This window comes from Virgisporangium aurantiacum (assembly GCF_016863635.1).
In the GTDB taxonomy this organism is placed as follows: Bacteria; Actinomycetota; Actinomycetes; order Mycobacteriales; family Micromonosporaceae; genus Virgisporangium; species Virgisporangium aurantiacum.
In genome coordinates this window covers 19315-37605 of sequence record NZ_BOPG01000122.1, presented here as the reverse complement: position 1 = coordinate 37605, position 18291 = coordinate 19315, and the positions used below count along the sequence as shown (strand labels likewise).

At 69.4% G+C, this 18291-nt stretch carries 11 protein-coding genes; 8 read left to right on the top strand and 3 right to left on the bottom strand.

Features of this window, described 5'->3' with window-relative positions; all coding sequences use genetic code 11:
* Position 1: 1 nt before the first annotated feature.
* Both Vau01_RS60540 and Vau01_RS60535 read right to left on the bottom strand, forming a co-directional pair.
* Positions 2-1171, bottom strand: a complete 1170-nt coding sequence (locus Vau01_RS60540; protein WP_204013677.1) for a sensor histidine kinase — start codon at positions 1169-1171, stop codon at positions 2-4.
* A complete protein-coding gene (locus Vau01_RS60535; protein WP_204013674.1) occupies positions 1168-1824 on the bottom strand; it encodes a response regulator transcription factor in 657 nt (218 codons plus the stop codon). Before Vau01_RS60535 ends, Vau01_RS60540 begins: the two co-directional genes overlap by 4 nt.
* A 136-nt stretch (positions 1825-1960) precedes the next feature.
* On the opposite strand from Vau01_RS60535, the gene Vau01_RS60530 reads away from it, so the two are divergent.
* The 7 genes from Vau01_RS60530 to Vau01_RS60500 all read left to right on the top strand — a co-directional run bounded on the left by Vau01_RS60530 (position 1961) and on the right by Vau01_RS60500 (position 13614).
* Positions 1961-2494, top strand: coding sequence for a hypothetical protein (locus Vau01_RS60530; RefSeq protein ID WP_204013671.1), 534 nt, complete (start codon positions 1961-1963; stop codon positions 2492-2494).
* Positions 2491-3642 (top strand): peptidoglycan-binding domain-containing protein, encoded by a 1152-nt coding sequence (locus tag Vau01_RS60525; protein WP_239153062.1) that lies wholly within the window; start codon positions 2491-2493, stop codon positions 3640-3642. Before Vau01_RS60530 ends, Vau01_RS60525 begins: the two co-directional genes overlap by 4 nt.
* On the top strand, positions 3642-4313 hold the full coding sequence (locus Vau01_RS60520; RefSeq protein ID WP_204013683.1) for an ABC transporter ATP-binding protein: 672 nt from the start codon (positions 3642-3644) through the stop codon (positions 4311-4313). Before Vau01_RS60525 ends, Vau01_RS60520 begins: the two co-directional genes overlap by 1 nt.
* Entirely contained in the window at positions 4310-5551 is a 1242-nt protein-coding gene (locus Vau01_RS60515) for an ABC transporter permease (protein WP_204013668.1), read from the top strand. The genes Vau01_RS60520 and Vau01_RS60515 overlap by 4 nt, the downstream gene beginning before the upstream one ends.
* Positions 5552-5932: 381 nt before the next feature.
* The gene (locus Vau01_RS60510) at positions 5933-11143 is read left to right on the top strand and encodes a diguanylate cyclase (protein ID WP_204013664.1); all 5211 of its coding nucleotides are present in this window, start codon (positions 5933-5935) and stop codon (positions 11141-11143) included.
* Between the two features lie 379 nt (positions 11144-11522).
* On the top strand, positions 11523-12410 hold the full coding sequence (gene sigJ, locus Vau01_RS60505) for an RNA polymerase sigma factor SigJ (protein ID WP_204013649.1): 888 nt from the start codon (positions 11523-11525) through the stop codon (positions 12408-12410).
* A gap of 70 nt (positions 12411-12480) precedes the next feature.
* Complete coding sequence (locus Vau01_RS60500; RefSeq protein ID WP_204013646.1) at positions 12481-13614, top strand: NAD(P)/FAD-dependent oxidoreductase; 1134 nt, start codon at positions 12481-12483, stop codon at positions 13612-13614.
* A gap of 570 nt (positions 13615-14184) precedes the next feature.
* Here the strand turns inward: Vau01_RS60500 and Vau01_RS60495 are convergent.
* Complete coding sequence (locus tag Vau01_RS60495; RefSeq protein ID WP_204013643.1) at positions 14185-17310, bottom strand: family 43 glycosylhydrolase; 3126 nt, start codon at positions 17308-17310, stop codon at positions 14185-14187.
* A 182-nt stretch (positions 17311-17492) separates the two neighbouring features.
* Between Vau01_RS60495 and Vau01_RS60490 the strand changes: the two genes are divergently transcribed.
* Positions 17493-18284: an aldose epimerase family protein gene (locus tag Vau01_RS60490; protein WP_204013628.1), complete on the top strand. Its 792-nt coding sequence runs from the start codon at positions 17493-17495 to the stop codon at positions 18282-18284.
* The last annotated feature ends 7 nt before the right edge of the window (positions 18285-18291 follow it).

Genomic DNA, 18291 nt, shown 5'->3' with positions numbered 1-18291 from the left:
ATCAACGCGTCACCGGAGCAGCGAAGGGAAGCAGAACCGTCACAGTGAGACCACCGCCGTCCCTCGGGACGGCGGTGGCTGTTCCGCCATGGGCGCGGGCGATGGCACGGACGATCGACAGGCCGAGGCCGAATCCGCGGCCGCCGCCGATCCGCTCGCCGCGTAACCGGCGGAACGGTTGGAACAGCGTCTCGACCTCGTACACGGGGACGATGGGGCCGGTGTTGGTCACGGTGAGGACGGCCCAGCCGGGTGTGGTGGTGGTGGAGACGGAGACCCAGCCGCCGGCAACGTTGTGGCGCGCGCCGTTTTCGAGCAGGTTGTGGGTCAGGCGTTCCAGCAGGATGGGGTCGCCGGACGTCGTGGCCGGATGCAGGTCTTGCCGTTGCTGTACGGCTGGCACGGTGGTGTGGCCGAGGATGTGCCGGGCGATGTCGGACAGGTCGACGAGCGATCGGTCGCCGATTTCGTTTTCGGCGTCGGCGAGCACCAGCAGTCCTTCGATCAGCCGTTCGTGTCGCTCGTTGACGCCCAGCAGCGCCTCACCCAGTTGCCGCGTCTCGTCGGCGACGTCAGCCCGGGTGATGGCCAACTCGACCAACGCCCGGTTCATGGCCAGTGGTGTTCGTAGCTCATGGGAGGCGTTGGCGACGAAGCGCCGCTGCCCGTCGAAGGAGCGGTCGAGGCGTTCCAGCATGAGATCGAATGTGTCGGCCAGTCGCTTGACCTCGTCGCGGGGTCCGGCCAGCGCGATTCGTTCGTGCAGGCCGCGACCGACTCCCTCCGCACCGGCGATCCGCTGCGCGGTCTCGGTGATGCGTTGCAGTGGCTGCAGCACGCGACCGGCCAGCAGCCAGCCGAAGGCGACGGCGAGGACACCGACCCCAACCAGCGCGATCGAGCCCTGGGTGAGCAGCGAGTCCATGGTTTCGTTCTGGAACCGTTGTTGGTCCTCGATCAGTCCCCGTATCGTCTCGGCCGTCTGTTCGTCGTTGCGCGCCGTCGTTGTCCAGTTCGGTAGCGATGCGACGAGGCCGGGGCTGGCGTCGGCCCGTCGGTCGAGGCTCCGTTCGACCAGGAGGTAGGTGACGCCGAGCAGGAGCGCGCCGGCGACGAAGAAGAAGCTGCCGTACAGGACGGTCAGACGCACGCGGATCGTCCAGCTTTTCATCGGACGCGGTACCCCACCCCGGGTACGGTCTCGACCACCTGTGGTTCGCCGAGCTTGCGGCGTAGCTTCATCACGGTGACCCGCACGACGTTGGTAAACGGGTCGGTGTGTTCGTCCCACGCCTTTTCCAGCAACTGTTCTGTAGAGACGACGGCGCCTTCGGCAAGAAGGAGTTCGGTGAGTACCGCGAACTCCTTGTTCACCAAGGGAATCGGCCGTCCGTTCCGGAACACCTCGCGCAGCGCCGGGTCGAGGCGGATGCCGGCTCGTTCCAACACCGGCGGCGCCGCCGGGCGGGCACGGCGTATCAGCGCGTGCACTCGCGCGGAGAGTTCGGCGAACGCGAACGGCTTGATGAGATAGTCGTCGGCGCCGAGGGCCAGCCCGGCGACCCTGTCACGCACCGCCGCGGCGGCGGTCAGCATGAGCACCCGCACGGGCGCACCCGACTCCACTATCGCCCGGCAGACCTCGTCGCCGTGTACCACGGGCAGGTCGCGGTCGAGCACGACCACGTCGTAGTCGTTCACGCCCAGGCGCTCCAGGGCGGCGTCGCCGTCGTGGACCACGTCGACGGCGAACGCCTCGCGGCGCAGCCATTCGGCGACCGCGTCCGCGATGATCTTCTCGTCTTCTGCTACCAGGATTCGCACGCTCTCATCCTCGCTGCCAGCGATAACCCCGGCATAAACCCGGCCGGTTTACACGCAGGTTATCCGCGGCCCGGTTGGCTCTGTCGGGAAGCCACCCAACAGAGGAGAAAACATCATGCGACGACATCGGATCGGGATGGCGCTCGTCGGCCCGATCTTCGCGCTCCTACTTGGCGTCTCGGCCGCGTGCGGAGGGTCGGACACCGGGGACGATGTAGCGTCCGCGAGCGGTGGTGGCGCACGTCCTTCCGCCAGCGGCAGCGCTGCCGCCGACCCTGACCAGTCACGCAAGTTCGCCCAGTGCGTGCGCGACAACGGTGTGCCCGACTTCCCGGATCCGGGCCCGGACGGCCAGTTCGACTTCGAGCAGCTCCGTGGCCAGAACATGGACCAGGAGCAGCTTCGCAAGGCCACGGAAGCGTGCCGTGACGTCGCTCCGAACGGTGGGCGACCCGGGCAGGCCGACGCCGCTCAACAGGAGCAGCTGCGGAAGTTCGCTCAGTGCATGCGCGACAACGGAGTGGACATGGCCGACCCCGACCCCAACGGTGGCGGATTCGGCGGGCAGGGCGGGCAACCGCCGTTTGATCAGAACGACCCGAAGGTTCAAAAGGCGTTGGAGTCCTGCCGGGGCGAGCTCACGTCCGTCCAAGGTGGAGGCGGCGGGTGAGCACCACACAGGAACAGGCACATATCCCGGCACCGACACAGGCACAGGCACAGGCAGATGTGAGCAACGAACCCGTTGTGAAGGCGGGCAACCGACGTCGTCGCCGGGTGCGGACGATCGCCGGTGTGAGCGGTGTGGCCGTGGTGGCCGCCGTTGGCGTGGTTGCCGCGGTGGGCTTCGGCGGCGCCGAGGCGCAGGAACCCACGCGGGGCAGTCTTCCGGCGGCGACGGCCGCTGTCGCTCAGACCACGCTGACCCGGACCGAGACGGTCGAGGGCACGCTCGGCTACGGCGACCCGACGGTGGTGAAGGCCGGTCAGAACGGCACGCTCACGTGGCTTCCGGCGACCGGCACCGCGGTCAGCAGGGGTGCGCCCGCATACAAGGTGGCCGACGACCCGGTGGTGCTCTTCTACGGAACGCTTCCGCTGTACCGCACACTCAAGTCGGGCCTGGAGGGTGCCGACGTCACCCTGGTGGAGCAGAACCTGTCGGCCCTCGGCTATGGCGGGTTCACGGTCGACGACGAGTACACGGGCGCGACCGCCGACGCCGTCCGTGAATGGCAGGAGGATCTGGGACTGGACGAGACCGGCACGGTGACGCCCGGCCAGGTCGTCGTGGCACCCGGGCCGATCCGCGTCGCCGAGCACAAGCTGGCCACCGGCGACACAGCGAACGGACCTGTACTCACCTACACCGGCACCACCCGGATCGTCTCGGTGGACCTCGCCGTGGACAAGCAGCAGTGGGTGAAGGCCGGCATCACCGCCACGGTGGAACTGCCGGACGGCAAACGGGTGAAGGGCACGGTGAGCAGCGTCGGCACCGTGGCAACCACCACGACCGCCAACAACCAGGAGACCACGACGATCGACGTCACGGTGACGGTCGCCGACCAGAACGAGCTCGGCACGCTCGACGAGGCACCGGTCGACGTCATCCTCCAGACGGAGCAGCGGCAGAACGTTCTGGTCGTGCCGGTCAACGCACTCGTCGCGCTCGCCGAGGGCGGCTACGGGCTCCAGGTCGTCGAGGGCTCAACCACGCGATACATACCGGTCAAGACCGGCATGTTCGCCGGCGGCAAGGTCGAGGTATCCGGTGACGGCGTCGTCGCGGGCCTGGTCGTAGGGATTCCCAAGTGATCGTCGAACTCGACAGCGTCTCGAAGGTGTATCCCGGTGGGGTGGCCGCGCTCCGGGGTGCGTCGGTCTCCATCGAGCGCGGTGAACTGCTGTGCATCGTCGGCCCGTCGGGATCGGGAAAGTCGACCATGCTGAACCTGATCGGCACGCTGGACCGGCCCTCCTCCGGTACCGTCCGCATCGACGGGTACGACATCGCCGACCTGTCCGACCGCGAGCTCTCGGCGCTGCGAGCCCGCACGATCGGCTTCGTTTTCCAGCAGTTCCACCTCGCCGCCGGTGTACCGGCGCTGGACAACGTCGCCGACGGCCTGCTCTACACCGGTGTCGCCCTCGCCGAGCGGCGCCGGCAGGCAGCGGAGGCGTTGCAGCGGGTGGGTCTCGGTCACCGGCTGGACCACGAGCCCCACGAGCTGTCCGGCGGCGAGCGGCAACGGGTCGCCATTGCCCGGGCCGTCATGGGGGATCCGCCGCTGCTACTGACCGATGAACCCACCGGCAACCTCGACTCCGTGTCCGGCGCCACGGTCATGGCACTGCTGCGGGAACTACACGCGGCCGGAACCACGGTTGTGATCATCACGCACGACCGCGACATCGCCGCCGATCTGCCACGACACATCGAGATGCGCGACGGTCAAGTGCAGCAGGCGGCGACATGGCGAGCATGACCAGGGCCAGCGCGACCAACGCCAGCGCGACCAAGGTGGCCCGGCCGCGGCTCGTGGCCGCCCGGCTGCGGCCCCGCGACGTGCTGCGGGTCGGTGGGGCCGGGCTGCGGACCCGCCCACTTCGGGTGTTCCTGTCCGCGCTCGGCATCGCGATCGGAATCGCCGCGATGGTGTCGGTCGTGGGTATCTCCACCTCCAGCCGGGAGGACCTGAACCGACAGCTCGCGGCCCTGGGCACCAACCTGCTCACGGTCGGCCCCGGCCAGTCGCTCTTCGGTGACGACGCGTACCTGCCGGAGGATGCGATCGACATGATCGGGCGGATCGGACCGGTCGAGTCGGTCAGCGCCACCGGCAACGTCGACGCCCGGGTGTACCGCAACGACCACATCCCGTCCGGCCAATCCGGCGGTATCGGTGTCCGCGCGGCCCGCACCGACCTGCCCGCGACGGTGGGTGCCACGCTCGCCAACGGCGCCTGGCTCAGCGACGCCACCGCCGGGTACCCCACGGTGGTGCTCGGTGCGACCGCCGCCGACCGGCTCGGCGTGACCGAGGCCGGCCCGGAGGCGCAGGTCTGGCTGGGTGGACACTGGTTCACCGTGGTCGGTGTGCTCCAGCCGGTCCCCCTGGCCGAGGAGTTGGACAGCGCCGCCCTCATCGGGTGGCCCGTCGCCGAGCAGTTGCTGGACTTCGACGGCTACGCCACCACCATCTACACCCGCACCCGGGAGGACGCGGTGGAGAATGTGCGGGCGGTACTCGCCGCGACAGCCAACCCCGAGCGCCCGAACGAGGTCACGGTTTCCCGACCGTCGGACGCGCTGGCGGCCAAACAGGCCACCGACCAAACACTCAACGGGCTGCTGCTGGGGTTGGGCGCGGTCGCGTTGCTGGTCGGCGGCGTGGGCGTGGCCAACACGATGGTGATCTCGGTGCTGGAGCGCCGCGCGGAAATCGGCCTTCGACGATCGCTCGGGGCCACACGCGGTCAGATCCGGCTGCAGTTCCTGGCCGAGTCGCTGCTGCTCTCCGCCCTGGGCGGAGCCGGCGGTGTTCTGGTCGGCATCGTCGTCACCACGATCTACGCGTCCACCCAAGGCTGGCCCACCGTCGTGCCGGCATGGGCGATGACCGGCGGCCTGACCGCAACCCTCGTGATCGGTGCGATTGCGGGCCTCTACCCGGCCGTGCGAGCGTCCCGGCTATCGCCCACGGAGGCCCTCTCCGCGTCCTAGCCAGTCCGAATAGCAGCGCCAACAAGGGGTCGAAGGGTGGCGGCACGCCACGCTTCGACCCCTTAAGTTTGCCAATTGATGAAGCGCTGCGCTGCTCGCCAATGGCTGATGTCAGATGCCCGGCCGGCACGCTCGGGGGAAGTGCGTAACCGGCCGGGCTGGTTCCGATCTGAGCCACGCGGTCAGCCTGGTCCGCTGCATGCTGGCGCCAGCCAACAACGCCGTCGCGAGGTGGGCATGGCGGGTCTGTTCCTGGCCGGACGGAGCGAGACTAGGGTCGTAGACCGTGCCTGCCACCCGGAGTAGGAGGTGCCCGCCGCTCGCCGGCGGGACGGTGACGATGTCCCCGGCCGCAGCGTCGAGCGGCCAGGTTTCATTTGATTGCTCGTTCTGGCTGCCGAAGAGGATGGAGTGATCCCGTCTTCGTCGTGGCCGGAACACGGGTCGTTGCCGTCGTACGTGCCGGACTTGGCTGTGGGCGCCGGTGTAGAGGCGGTCGAGGCACTCGGGCGCGGCGCGAACGCGGCCGTTTACCGGGTGCGACGGGCCGGGGTGGAGTATGCGCTCAAGACGCTGAACCGGGTCGGCGATGAGACCGCGCTGGTCGACTTCTGCCGGGAGGCGGCGCTGCTGGCCCGGGTGAACCATCCGGGTGTGCCGAAGGTTTTCGACGTCGCGGTAGCGGCCGGGCGTCCGTACCTGATCCTGGAGTTCGTCGAGGGGCACCCGCTCACGGTTCGGCTGCGAACTGGCCCGCTCCCAGTTGGTGAGGTGATGCGGCTGGGTGCGGATCTGGCCTCTGCGCTGCATGCGGCGCATGGGGCCGGACTCGTACATCGGGATGTCAAACCTGCCAATGTCGTCATCACGGATTCAGGCCGTGCTCGGCTGATCGACTTCGGACTGGCCGTCAGTCGGGTCAGCTCCGGCGGCGCCGCAAGGGACGTGGCGGCAGGGACGTTTGACTATGCCGCACCCGAACAGGTAGGGATGCTGGCCAGGCCGGTCGACGGGCGGTCCGACCTGTATGCGCTCGGCGTGCTGCTGTTCCACTGCGCGACCGGACAGCTGCCGTTCCAGGCCGACAACGTGGCTGCCTTACTCGCGTTGCATGCCACCGCCGCGGTGCCGGACCCGCGCAGATTGCGGCCGGACCTGCCCGCGGACCTGGCCAGGCTGATCATACGGCTGATGGCCAAGGATCCCGACGATCGGGCACAGACCGCGCGGGAGGTGCACGAAGCACTCGCCCCGGATGTTGGCGAGCTGGCGGCGGTTGACGCACTCGTCGGCCGGGAGGACGAGCAGCAGCGGCTGGCCGAATCCTGGTCCCTGGCACAGTCCGGGCAGGGCCGGGTGGTGCTGCTCGAAGGACCAGCCGGCGTGGGCAAGAGCGTTCTGGCTCGCCAGATCGGTGATACCGCGCGGTCGGCTGGTGCGGCCGTGTTGGCGGGCAAGTGTGATCTGGACTCGCCGCTGCCGCTCGCGCCGCTGCGGTCGGCCGTCGACGGCTACGTGCGTACCGTCGCCGCCCTGCCGGCTGAACCGCGCGCCGAGGCCGTGGCCGAGCTGCGGGCGGCGGCCGGGCTGGACACCGGCCTGTTGGCCCCGCTGTCGTCGGGCCTGGCGGCGTTGCTCGACGCGCCGCCAGACGCCGTCGTGGACCGGCACGAACAGTTCGCTGCTGCGGTCGCATCGTTGCTGTGCGGGCTTGCCCGCCGCCGCGGCGGCCTGCTGCTGGTCCTGGACGACGTCCAGTGGCTGGATCTCGCGAGCCGAGAGGTACTGCGTCGGCTGGCCGAGGAACTACCGAAGGCACCACTGTTGCTACTTGCGACCACGCGCGACGAGGCCGACACGGCTGACTTCGTGGTCGACGTCGGCAACCGGATGGACCTGCGGCTGCCCATTCGACCGCTCGACGGTTCCGCGGCGGCGCGGCTCGTGGCGTCGCATCTGGCCGGTTGCACCGTGGGCCGCGAGGTGGTCGACGAGCTCACGGCCAGGGGTCGCGGCAATCCGCTGACGATCCTGGAGTATCTCCACGCCCTCATCGACGCGGGGGCCCTACGTCCGTCCTGGGGCACCTGGCGCCTGGACGCGGACCGGCTGCACAGTGTCGACCTGCCGACGGATGTGGTGGAGCTGATCCTCGCCCGTATCGACGGTCTCGGCGGGCGGGCACACGAGATCCTGACCGTGGCGGCAGCGCTCGGCTCCCGGTTCGAGCCGGACGTGCTGGCGGGTGTGGTGGCGGCCGATCCCGCTCCTGCGCTGGCGGAGGCGGCCGGGCGGGGACTGCTGCAACTGGCGAGCGACGGCTGCGCATTTGTTCACGACCGGATCCGTGAGGCGCTTCTGTCCACTGTGGACACTGAGGCGCTCCGTGGACTGCACCGCAGGATCGCCGCCGTCCTGGCCACCCGGCACCGTACCGACCCGAGCGGCGTGTACGAACTGGCGCGGCACTGCGCCGGTGGCGGCGTCGAGCATGAGCCCGAGCGGCTCTACAGGGCCGGCTGGGCCGCCGGGCGACTCGCCCTCGCCGAGCACGCGCCCGACGCCGCAGTGTCGTTCCTCGAGTCGGCATCTGCCGGTGCCGCCGCCGCAGGAATCCGGCCCGCCAGCCGGTTCTGCGAGAGTCTCGCCGTGGCGTACCTGACGTGCGGCGACGCCGCTTCCGCCCGCCGCCATCTCGAGCCAGCGCTGGAAGCCGAGACCGTGCCGCTGCGCCGGGCGGCGCTGTTGCTGCACCTGGCGCACGCCCACCGCGCGAGGTGGGCGGTGACCGACGCGATCGAATGTGTACGGGATGGCCTGGCCGAGTTGGGTCGCCCAATGTCCCGCAATCCGATCCGGCTCGGGTTGTCGTTCGCGGGATTCCTGTCGTGGTGGCTGCTCACCGGCCGGCGCCGACCGGCCCGCCGACCGGTGGTTGGCGAGGAGGCGGAGCGTCTGCGACTGAACGCGTTACTGTGCCGTGCCGGTGCCGCAGCAGCTGCCATGGGTATGCGGATCCAGCTTGTGCTCACCTTTAACGCTCGCAGTATCCGTGGCGTCCACCGCCTGGGTCCGTCGGTCGAGTACGCCATGGTCTACGCGGGGATGGGCATTATGGCAGCGGGTCTGCACCTCGCCGGGCGCAAGCGGAAGATCTTCCGGGTGCTCAGCGACATGGCCGACGGTCTCGGCAACCCCCAGGTGATCGCTTTCCTTGCCTGGACGGAGGCGTTGGCAAACTTCGTCGGTGGTACGGGCGCCATCGCTCAACAGGCCGAGGTCGTGGAGCGCTATGGACGTTGGCTGGAACCGGACCACTACGCTCAGGTCGTCCTCATGCGCGTGCGTGACCTGACTGCCCGCGGTTACGCCAGCGAGGCCGTGGCGTTGCTGGAGAATACCCGCCGCCGGGTCGCGACTCATGCCGACGACCAGTTCTTCGTGCTGGCGCTGGCCGAGACTACGGCGCGCAGTCTTCTCGGGCAGCCGGTCGACGCCCCTGCGTCGCTGTCGAGGCTCGGCGAGCCTGGGCTGGAGGTCGCTTACGAGTTGCAGCTCGCGCTGACCGCCATTCAGCTCGGCGTGGAACAGGACGATCTCGGCCAGCAGTTCGAGGCAGCCCTGTGCGTGTCCGACCGGCTGCGGATCTCCCCGACAGCGCTATGGCCGGAGTGCCGGATGCTCCTCGCCAGTGCGGCGTATGGGCGACTGGCTCAATGCGTACGCGCCACCGGACACCGCAAGAGGGCACTTCTTCCGACTGCCGCGGTGGCGGTGCGTCGGCTGTGTAGGACGGCCAAGGACCCGCTGCTGCGGGCGTTGCACGTGGTCGCGCGGGCCAGCCTCAGCCAACTCCAGGACAAGCCCCTACGTGCACTCGCCCAACTGGCCAGCGCCGAGCGCGCACTCGTTCTCGTCGATGCACCGGTGGTCCACTTCGAGGCGGCCAGGGTTCGAGCTCGAGCACTGCGCGCGCTCGGCCACGACGTCCTCGCCTGCCAGCACGCCGGCCAGGCAGCCGCCCTCGCCGCCCGGCACGGATGGGCGGCACGGCTGCGTTGGATTCGCGCCGAGTTCGAGGTCGAATCGCCCGGTACCGGCTCCTACACCCCCGACGACGACCCGACCGGGGACCGCTACCGGCGCCGCCTGGAGGCCCTCCAACAGGTCAGCGCCGCAGCGGCGAAGGTGCTCGACCCACAGCGGCTGGCCTGCGTCGCACTCGACGAGACGCTGCGCATCCTGAGCGCCGAACGTGCCGTGCTGTTCTTGCGCGACGCCGACGGCCAGTTGCGGCCGAACCTGGCCCGAACCGCCGCAGGCGAGCTCGTTGAGCTGGGCGGCTATTCGGCAAGCCTGGTCGAGCAGGTGGCGGCAAGCCGGGAACCACTCATCGTGACCAGCGGTGACGAGGGCGCCGCACTCGGCTCGCAGAGCACCGTCATCCATGGCCTGCGCAGTATCATGATCGCCCCGCTCGAGTTGGACGGGCGACTGCTCGGCGCCGTGTACCTCGACAGCCGCGTCGCCAAGGGCATGTTCACCGGCGAGGACATCGGCATCCTCACCGCCGTAGCCTGCCAGGTCGCGGTTTCCCTGGAAACGGCCCGCGCGGCGCAGCTCGAGGCGGCGGTACACGCCGCCCGCCAGCAGCGCGACACCGCTGAGGCGCTGCGCGAGGCGATGAACGAGCTCGCCGCCACGCTCGACCCGGAACAGGTGCTGGACACGCTTCGCGCCATCGTGGCGCGGCTCCTTGTCGCCGATCGGGTCTGCCTGCTGCACCGCGAGGACGGCCAGCTGATCGTGGCGCCTGCCGACACAGGGCCGGACAGCGTCGACGTTGCCTCGTTGGCGCTCTCCGGCCCGCGCTGCGGTGATGCCACCAATCAACCGGCCAAGCTTGCCGCACTGCTCGATGGCGTGGAGTCCTGGCTGGTCGTACCGCTGGCGACGCGGGGATACGGTGCCGGCGTGCTGATCGCCGGCTCCGCCACGCCCAACCGATTCGGCCCAGCCGAGCTGGACATCGCCACAGCGCTCGCTGGACAGGGCGGCACCGCCTACGCCAATGCCCGACTGTTCGCCCAGGTGCAGCAGCTGGCCACGACCGACGGGCTGACCGGTCTGTACAACCGGCGACACTTCACCGAACTCGCCACGCGGCAGGTTGACATCGCGGCGCGTAACCACCGCCCGCTCGCCGCCATGATGATCGACATCGACCACTTCAAGGCAATCAACGACACCTACGGGCACGGCGCCGGCGACGACGTGATCCGCGCCGTAGCCGCGATCCTGCGCACCAAATTGCGCGAGCCGGACCTGACGTGCCGGTATGGAGGCGAGGAATACGCGCTGGTGCTCAGCGAGATGCACAATGACCCGCTCGAGGTCGCCGAGCGGCTCCGCGTGGCGGTCACGGGCCTGGCCGTCCCCTGCCCAGCACGGGCCGCGCCGATCCGGGCAACGGTCAGCATCGGCGTGGCCGAACTCAAGCCCGACGACCGGCTCGATACCCTCCTGGCCCGCGCCGACGAGGCGCTCTACCGCGCCAAACAAGCCGGCCGCAACACCGTCAAAACTGGCTGAGCGCAGCCTTCTGGCGAGCGGTGACGCGCGCACGTCACCAGCTGCGGGGATTGTCGGTGGTGTGGTTGCCAGGTCCCTATCGCCTCGTCGACCTGGCCCGGGATCAGGGATCAGGCCGCAGCGGGTGTCGTCGCTCCCGGCTCGGCCCGGAGCCCACCGATGATGGACAGGTAGCGTCGCCGGTGTCGGGCCGCACGGCGCGGGTGTAGTCGACGATGGCGCCGACCATGAGTGCGGTCGCGCACGTCCGTCGGCGCGACGTCCGAGCGGAGCCGGCCCTGTGCCGCTGTCACCACCGCGCCCCGCCGCCCCTGCCCATCGGGCCGCCCTGCCGTCGGGCCACCGCTGGCGGCCGTCGACCCGGTTACGCTCCTGGGTCATGGGCATTGCTCAGGAGCGGCTCGAGCGGTTCGAGGCCAACCGCCGGCGCCTGTTCGGTGTCGCCTATCGGCTGCTCGGGGAGGCGACCGAGGCCGAAGACGTAGTGCAGGACGCCTACCTGCGCTGGGAGCGTTGCGACACCGCGGTCTCGCCGGAGGCGTGGCTGACGAAGGTGGTCACGAATCTGTGCCTGGACCGGCTGACCTCGGCGCGGGCGCAGCGGCAGCACTACGTGGGGCCGTGGCTGCCCGAGCCGGTCCGCACCGGTGGCGCCGCGTTCGACCCGTTCGAGGCGGTGGAGCAGCGGGAGTTGCTGTCGCTGGGCGTGCTGGTGCTGCTGGAGCGGCTGACCCCGCCGGAGCGGGCGGTGTTCGTGTTGCGGGAGGCGTTCGGTCACAGCCACCGTGAGATCGCGGAGATTCTGGACCTGACAGAGCCGCACGTCCGGCAGTTGTACCGCCGGGCGCAGCAGCACCTCGCCACGGCGCGCAAGCGGTTCACCGCCGAGCCCGAACAGCACCGGAAGCTCGTGGAGCGGTTCCTGGAGGCTGCCCTGGTCGGCGACGTGCCTGCTTTGGAGCGGATCCTGGCCGACGACGTGATCGGCTGGGCCGACGGCGGCGGCAAGGCGCCGGCGTTGCGGCATCCGCTGGTCGGCCGAGAGGAGGTCGTGCGCAACCTGCTCACGCTTGCCCGGTACGCGCCGCGTATCCGCCTGGTGCCGGACGTGGTCAACGATGAGCCGGCAATCGTCGTGTACCTGGACGGCCAACTGTCCGGCATCACCGTCCCCGAGTTCGACGGCGACAGCATCGTCGCCCTCCGCACCATCACCAACCCGGACAAGCTCGCCTTCCTCGCGCGGCAAACGAAACACAAGTTCTGACCCCGTCGTTGTCACGAATCGCCCCGGTCGTCCGTTCATCCGCTGACGAACGAACGACGGGAGCACATTCATGACGACGACACCACGCATCGCGGTTCTCGGCGCCGGATACACCGGCGTGACGGCCGCCAAGCTGCTCGCCAAGCGCACCGGCGCGACCGTCACGGTGGTCAACGACCGCGACCGATTCGTCGAGCGCATGCGAAACCACCAGGTCGCCTCCGGCCGGCAGGTCCGCCACATGCCACTGCCCGACCTGTTCAAGGGCACCGGCGTCCGGCTGATCATCGATGGTGCCACGCGCATCGACACCGAGGAGAGGCGGGTGGAACTAGCCAGCGGCGCCGAGCCGGTCGGCTACGACATCCTGATATGCGCGCTGGGCAGTCACGCCGACCTGACAGCCGTTCCCGGCGTGGCCGAGCACGCCTACGCGATCGCCGTCGCCGAGCAGGCGGGGCAGCTGCGCGATCGGATGCGCACCGCTGCAACGGTCGCGGTGGTCGGCGCCGGGCCGACGGGTCTGGAGACGGCCACCGCGCTCGCCGAGACCCATCCGGACCGAACGGTGCGGTTGATCACCAACGGGGCACTGGGCGAGACGCTGTCCGAACGCGGGCGGGAGTACCTGCATGGCGCCGTCAGCCGCCTCGGCATTCAAGTGCTGGAGCATGCCGTGGTCGCCAACGTGGACGCGGAGGGCCTGCTGCTGGACAACGGCACACATGTCGCCGCCGACGCCGTGGCATGGACCGCTGGCTTCACGGTTTCCGACCTGGCCCGCGAGGCTGGGCTGGCCGTCGACGACGGCGGGCGCATGCTCGTGGACGGAACCCTGCGCTCGGAGTCGCATCCGGACGTCTACGGCATCGGGGACGCCGCGGCTGCGCACACCCAGGATGGGCAGGTGCTGCGCATGGGCTGCGGGCCCGGCGGGCTGGCAGCCGCGTGCGCGTTCAAGGCGATCACCGCCCGCATGGCCGGGCGTGAACCCAAGCCGCTACGCGTCAAGTCCGACGCCCTGTGCATCAGCCTCGGCGAGTGGGACGGCCTTCTCCAGCCCACCGAACTCGACGGCAGCCCGCGCGGAAGGGTACGCACCGGCCGCTCAGTCGCGATGGTTAAGAAGGCCGTCCTCCGCGCCACCGGGTGGTACAACCTTCGCTACCCCACCCTGGTCTTGGCCGGTGCCCGGCAGGGATGACGCCCGGAGACCAGCACGCCATCCGGACCGACCATGGCTGGTGCTCGACGTCGACATTCGCAGGTCATGATCCGAGCACCAAGATCTGCGATTCGGTACCGCACCCGCAGTTCAGCTGAGGGCGCGCTCAGCGTCAAACTCGCGATCTTCTCCGGCGGCTGGGGAGACGATCCGAACAGAGCCAGCAGCGGCATCGCCCCCGCGATCAGGGCGGTGGCCGGGCCTCGTCAATTGGGCACAAGATCGTTAACACCTGACCAGCGAACCCACCACACGCATCAGACGCACATCCACGTCACAACCCGACGAGCCGAACCGAGGACACCGGACACAGGCCGGTCAGACAGCCACGCACCAATCAACCACATGATCAACCACTGATACCGACCGGCACCATCAGAACTCGATCCACGGATCGAGGATTAGGTAAGTCGCTGTCTCTTCCAGGGCTATTGGGTAGTCGGATTACTCCTGGTCACGGCGTCGATGAGGTCGTGGGGGCGGCGGTCGGCGCATCTGGTGGCTCGGGCGCTGTTGGTTTCGCCGTTGCTGCGGTGGTATCCGAACCGGTCAGGGCGCCCAAGGGCCGTACGGGTTGCCGGGGACCTGGTTGCGGTTCCACCACTTCGCGGTCAGGACCTGCCCGTTGTACACGGCCTTGTCCCCGGCAACGAAGATCCGCGTGGGCGTCCAGATCGCGATGCCGTCCGGACTGGTCGCGATCTCCTGCCACGGACCGTACGGGTCGCCCGGCTTCTGGTTCTGCGTCCACCAGGAGGCGTACCAGACCGCTCCACTGTGGAGGACACTCTGGCCTCCGGTGTAGACGGTCATCGCGTTCCACGCGACGAGCACGCGGATCGCGACCGTATCGGTCACGGCGCCGGCGCCGGTGGCCGCCAGGGCGACGGATCCGGTGATGGTCAGGGTCCGGTCGCCGATGGTCGCCGAGGTGAATCCGTCCACTGTGAACTCGACGCCTCCCAGCGGGCGCCTCGATCCATCGGCGAAGGTTCCCACCACGGTCGTCGCTTCGGCGTCGTACGCGTCGCCGACGGCGTACAGGGTCCGCGCCGTGGTGATGTCGATGGAGACGAGCGCCGGGACGAGCGCGGCCCCCGCGGTTTCGAGGCCGGCGCGTGCCGCGTCGACGGCCTGCTGGGTCGAGATTGGGGAAGCGAGCACGTCGCGAGCGGCGCCGAGCGCTTCGGCGAACGATCCCCAGGTCGCCGCCGAGTACGCCGAGGACGCGCGACCCTCGTTCGCCTTGACCGCGGCGGTGAGCGCTGTCGTGTCGACGGTCTGCCGGACGAGCGAGATGGCGTCCGCCTGGACGGCCGTTCCGCCGGGTCCACGCGCCTCGATGCTCACCGTGACGCTGCCGCCCGTGAGCGGGAGGCCGGCGGCCGAGAACTCGGCCCAGCCGTTGGTCGCCTTGATATCGAGCTCGTGACGGTGGCCATCGCCGTCCTTCACGACCCCGCGGGCGTACTCCAGCCCGCCTGCGGTGTTGGCGGACAGCGCGAGCCGGTACACCCCGTCGGGCACGTCGAGATCCTGGCTCACCGAACCGGAGAACGCCGTGCTCGCCCCGAGCCGCAGCGAGAAGCGGCTCGTGTTCGCCCCGCCGTTCGTGTTGCCGATGAACGATGTGGACACCGAGTCGGGGTCCACGTGCTCCTCCCAGCCGAGCAGGTCGGTGAGGAGGATGCGGTCGGCCTGGAAGTCGCCGTTGAGCACGTAGTTGTTGTCCTGGCCGACGCGCCACTCGCCGGTGACCGCGTTGAGCTGCCACTGGCTCATCGAGTGGAAGCGCAGGCCGCCGTCGCCGGCCGCCTCGATCGGGAGCCACTGGTTGTATCCGTGGCCGTTCCAGGCGAAGTCCGCCCAGCGGTCACCCGCGTAGAGCACCATGTCGCGCTTCGTACCGTGGATCGTCACGAAAAAGCCCGTCTGCGTGACGTGGCTGTAGTCGCGCTCCGTGCCGGCGAGCATGAACTCGGGGCTGTACGCGCCCTGAATATCGTCTGTCTGCGACTGCATCACGTAGTTTACCGACGTGTTCCAGCCGTGGAGGTCCGACGCGGCCGCATAGTACCTGTCACCGAACTTGAACATCGCGTTGCCCTCGCGACCGGCGCCCTGTGAGGCGCCGATCTGCACGCCCGGCTCGATGTGGAGCGCGTCGAGGTCGAGGCGGGACACGAAGAAGCGGTTGCGCCCGCTGCCGTTGGAGAAGATCAGGTAGTCCTCACCGTCGTCGTCGGTGAACACGGTCTGGTCACCCGACGCGGGCGTGGGGTTGTTGACGATCTGCCGCTGCGCGTTCGCGTAAACGAAGTCGTCAGTCGGCGAGTCGCCGCGCAGCATGAGCAGGGTCCCGCCCATGTTCGGTGTCGGGTCCTCGTCGATCGCCATCTGGATGACCAGCACGTAGGTGCCGTCGTTCTCGTTGTACGCGACGCCCATCCGGCCCATCCAGTCGGCGTCCGCGAGCGTCTGCATCCGGTCGAAGTAGGTGCTGACCGAGTTGCCGAGGTGTAGCTCGGTGTCCTGGGTCGCCACCTCGTTCTCGAACTTCCAGTTCACGAGGTCCTGCGACGAGTAGACCGGGATCGACACGAGCTTGACATCGCCCGAGTACTGGCGCGACGGATCCGCGTGGTAGAGCGGGGCTCCCCGGTAGCGCACGCCGTACCAGTAGTACGTGTCGCCGAATTGGAAGATGCCGCCGCCCTGGGAGTAGATCGGATTGCCGTCCGTGTCGTACCACCACGTGTCGTTCGTGATCGTCTCGAACGACCCGCCTGATGTGGTGACGAGATTGCCCGCGGACTCCTGAAGCGCGTTCTTCGCGGCGACCACCTCGGCCTTCGTCGCCGCGTCGTCGGCGAGCACCACGGCTGCGGCGTTCCGAGCATTGGCGAACTGCGCCCACGACTCGGCCGTGTACCCGGTCGGTACCCGGCTTGCATAGTCGGACACGAGGTCACGCAGTCCGCGCAGCAGCACCAGTGCGTCCGCCGCGTTCTGGAGGGCGACACGGGCGCTCTCACGCTGCTCGGGAGTGCCGCTGTCGTCCCGCACGAGGGTCTGCGCGCTCGCGAAGGCGGTAGCGAACGGGGCCCACGACGTGGACGTGTGGTCGCCGGCGACGTAGCCGTCCACCACGTCGTAGACACGCTCCAGCCCGTCAGGGGTGTCGATGGTGCCGGTGGTGAACTGGACCCACCCGTGGTCGACCCAGCCCTCGGCGTCCACCCGCAGAGTGTGCTGTTCGTCGGTCAGTCCCGTCAGCGCGAAGAGCGGGCGCACAGTGTTGTTGTTCGCGTCGTTGTAAACCACCTGGCCGCGCTCGACGCCATCGATGTGGACATGCCCGACGCCGTGGCCGCTGCGCGTGCTCCCGAAAAGGGTCAGCGCGTGCCCGGTGAACACGATCTCGAAGAACGAGCCCGTGGTCGCCCAGTGGATGCGGCTGTTGCTCGCCCACTCTCCCGAGTAGTAGGTCGCGTTCGGCGTTCCGCGCTCGGTCGTCACCGTGCGGTGGTCGACGGTGGTGACGGTCTCCGCGGCGTGCGCCGCCGAGCCGTTTGCCACCGCGATGAGCTGCGCGCCGAGCGTCGCCAGGACGGCGATCACCGCGGTGGCGAGCCGACGCGTAGGGCTCGGCGTCGAGCTGATCCCCAAGCTCACGGTCTTCCCCAATCGTCCACGTCGCCGTGGCCGCCGTCGTCCGATGGTGTCAGGCCGAGTTTTCCGAGCGTCCCTCGTCACCTCCATAGCGGATCGCGCGGCACTACCTGGACGATCCGCTGGTAGGTTGCCCGCGGGCTGCGGCGAATGACCAAAATGCAGTGGTGACCGGCGACCCTGGGATGACTTTCGAGATCGACGCAGCGCGCGGGGCGAAGATCATCTCGCTACGCGATCCTGCGGGCCGCGAGTGGCTCACCCGCTCGCGACGGACCGGCGCGGTGCCCGGAATGCCGTTCGGCCTGGCCGAGATGGCGGGCTGGGACGAGTGCGCGCCGACGATCAACCAATGCGTCGTTGACGGCCGCCGCCTTCCCGACCACGGCGACGCCTGGGACGTGCCATGGACGGCGACCGGCACCGGCCTTCGCCACGCCGGCGCGAGCTGGCCCTATGTCCTGCGCCGGCGCATCGTCTCGACCGGCGACGGCGGCCTGCGCCTGGAGTACTCGGCCGAGACGACCGGCGGAGCAGTGCCGTTCTTGTGGACCGCGCACCCGCAGTTCGCGGCTCCCCCAGGGAGCCGGGTCGAGCTGTCGCCGACTCCCGAGCGGGCGGTCGAGGTAAGTGCGAAGGGATGGCCGGTGATCGGCTGGAGCGAGCAGTTGACGAGCCTCGACGCGCTGCCCGACGGCGGCAGCCGGAAGGTCTACGTACACCCGGACGAACCGGCCGTGACGCGGGTCGTCCTCATCCGCTCTGACGGCGGCCGTCTCGGGCTGACCCTCTCGCCGGAGTGCCGCTACCTCGCGATCTGGCTCGACAACCGGGCTTGGGCCGACGAGCCCGTCATCGCCGTCGAGCCATCGCTCGGCTATGCCGACTCGCTCGAGGTCGCCGTCGCGCTGGGAACGGCGCCGACGCTGCGACCGGGCGAGCCGCTCGAGTGGTGGCTCGCGGTCGCGCCCGGTTGATCGCGGC

Bases quoted from the DNA above. Each gene is read 5' to 3' on its own strand.
- sigJ (WP_204013649.1), top strand. From the start codon at position 11,523: ATGGGCATTGCTCAGGAGCGGCTCGAGCGGTTCGAGGCCAACCGCCGG.
- Vau01_RS60490 (WP_204013628.1), top strand. From the start codon at position 17,493: ATGACTTTCGAGATCGACGCAGCGCGCGGGGCGAAGATCATCTCGCTA.
- Vau01_RS60500 (WP_204013646.1), top strand. From the start codon at position 12,481: ATGACGACGACACCACGCATCGCGGTTCTCGGCGCCGGATACACCGGC.
- Vau01_RS60540 (WP_204013677.1), bottom strand. From the start codon at position 1,171: ATGAAAAGCTGGACGATCCGCGTGCGTCTGACCGTCCTGTACGGCAGC.
- Vau01_RS60530 (WP_204013671.1), top strand. From the start codon at position 1,961: ATGGCGCTCGTCGGCCCGATCTTCGCGCTCCTACTTGGCGTCTCGGCC.
- Vau01_RS60515 (WP_204013668.1), top strand. From the start codon at position 4,310: ATGACCAGGGCCAGCGCGACCAACGCCAGCGCGACCAAGGTGGCCCGG.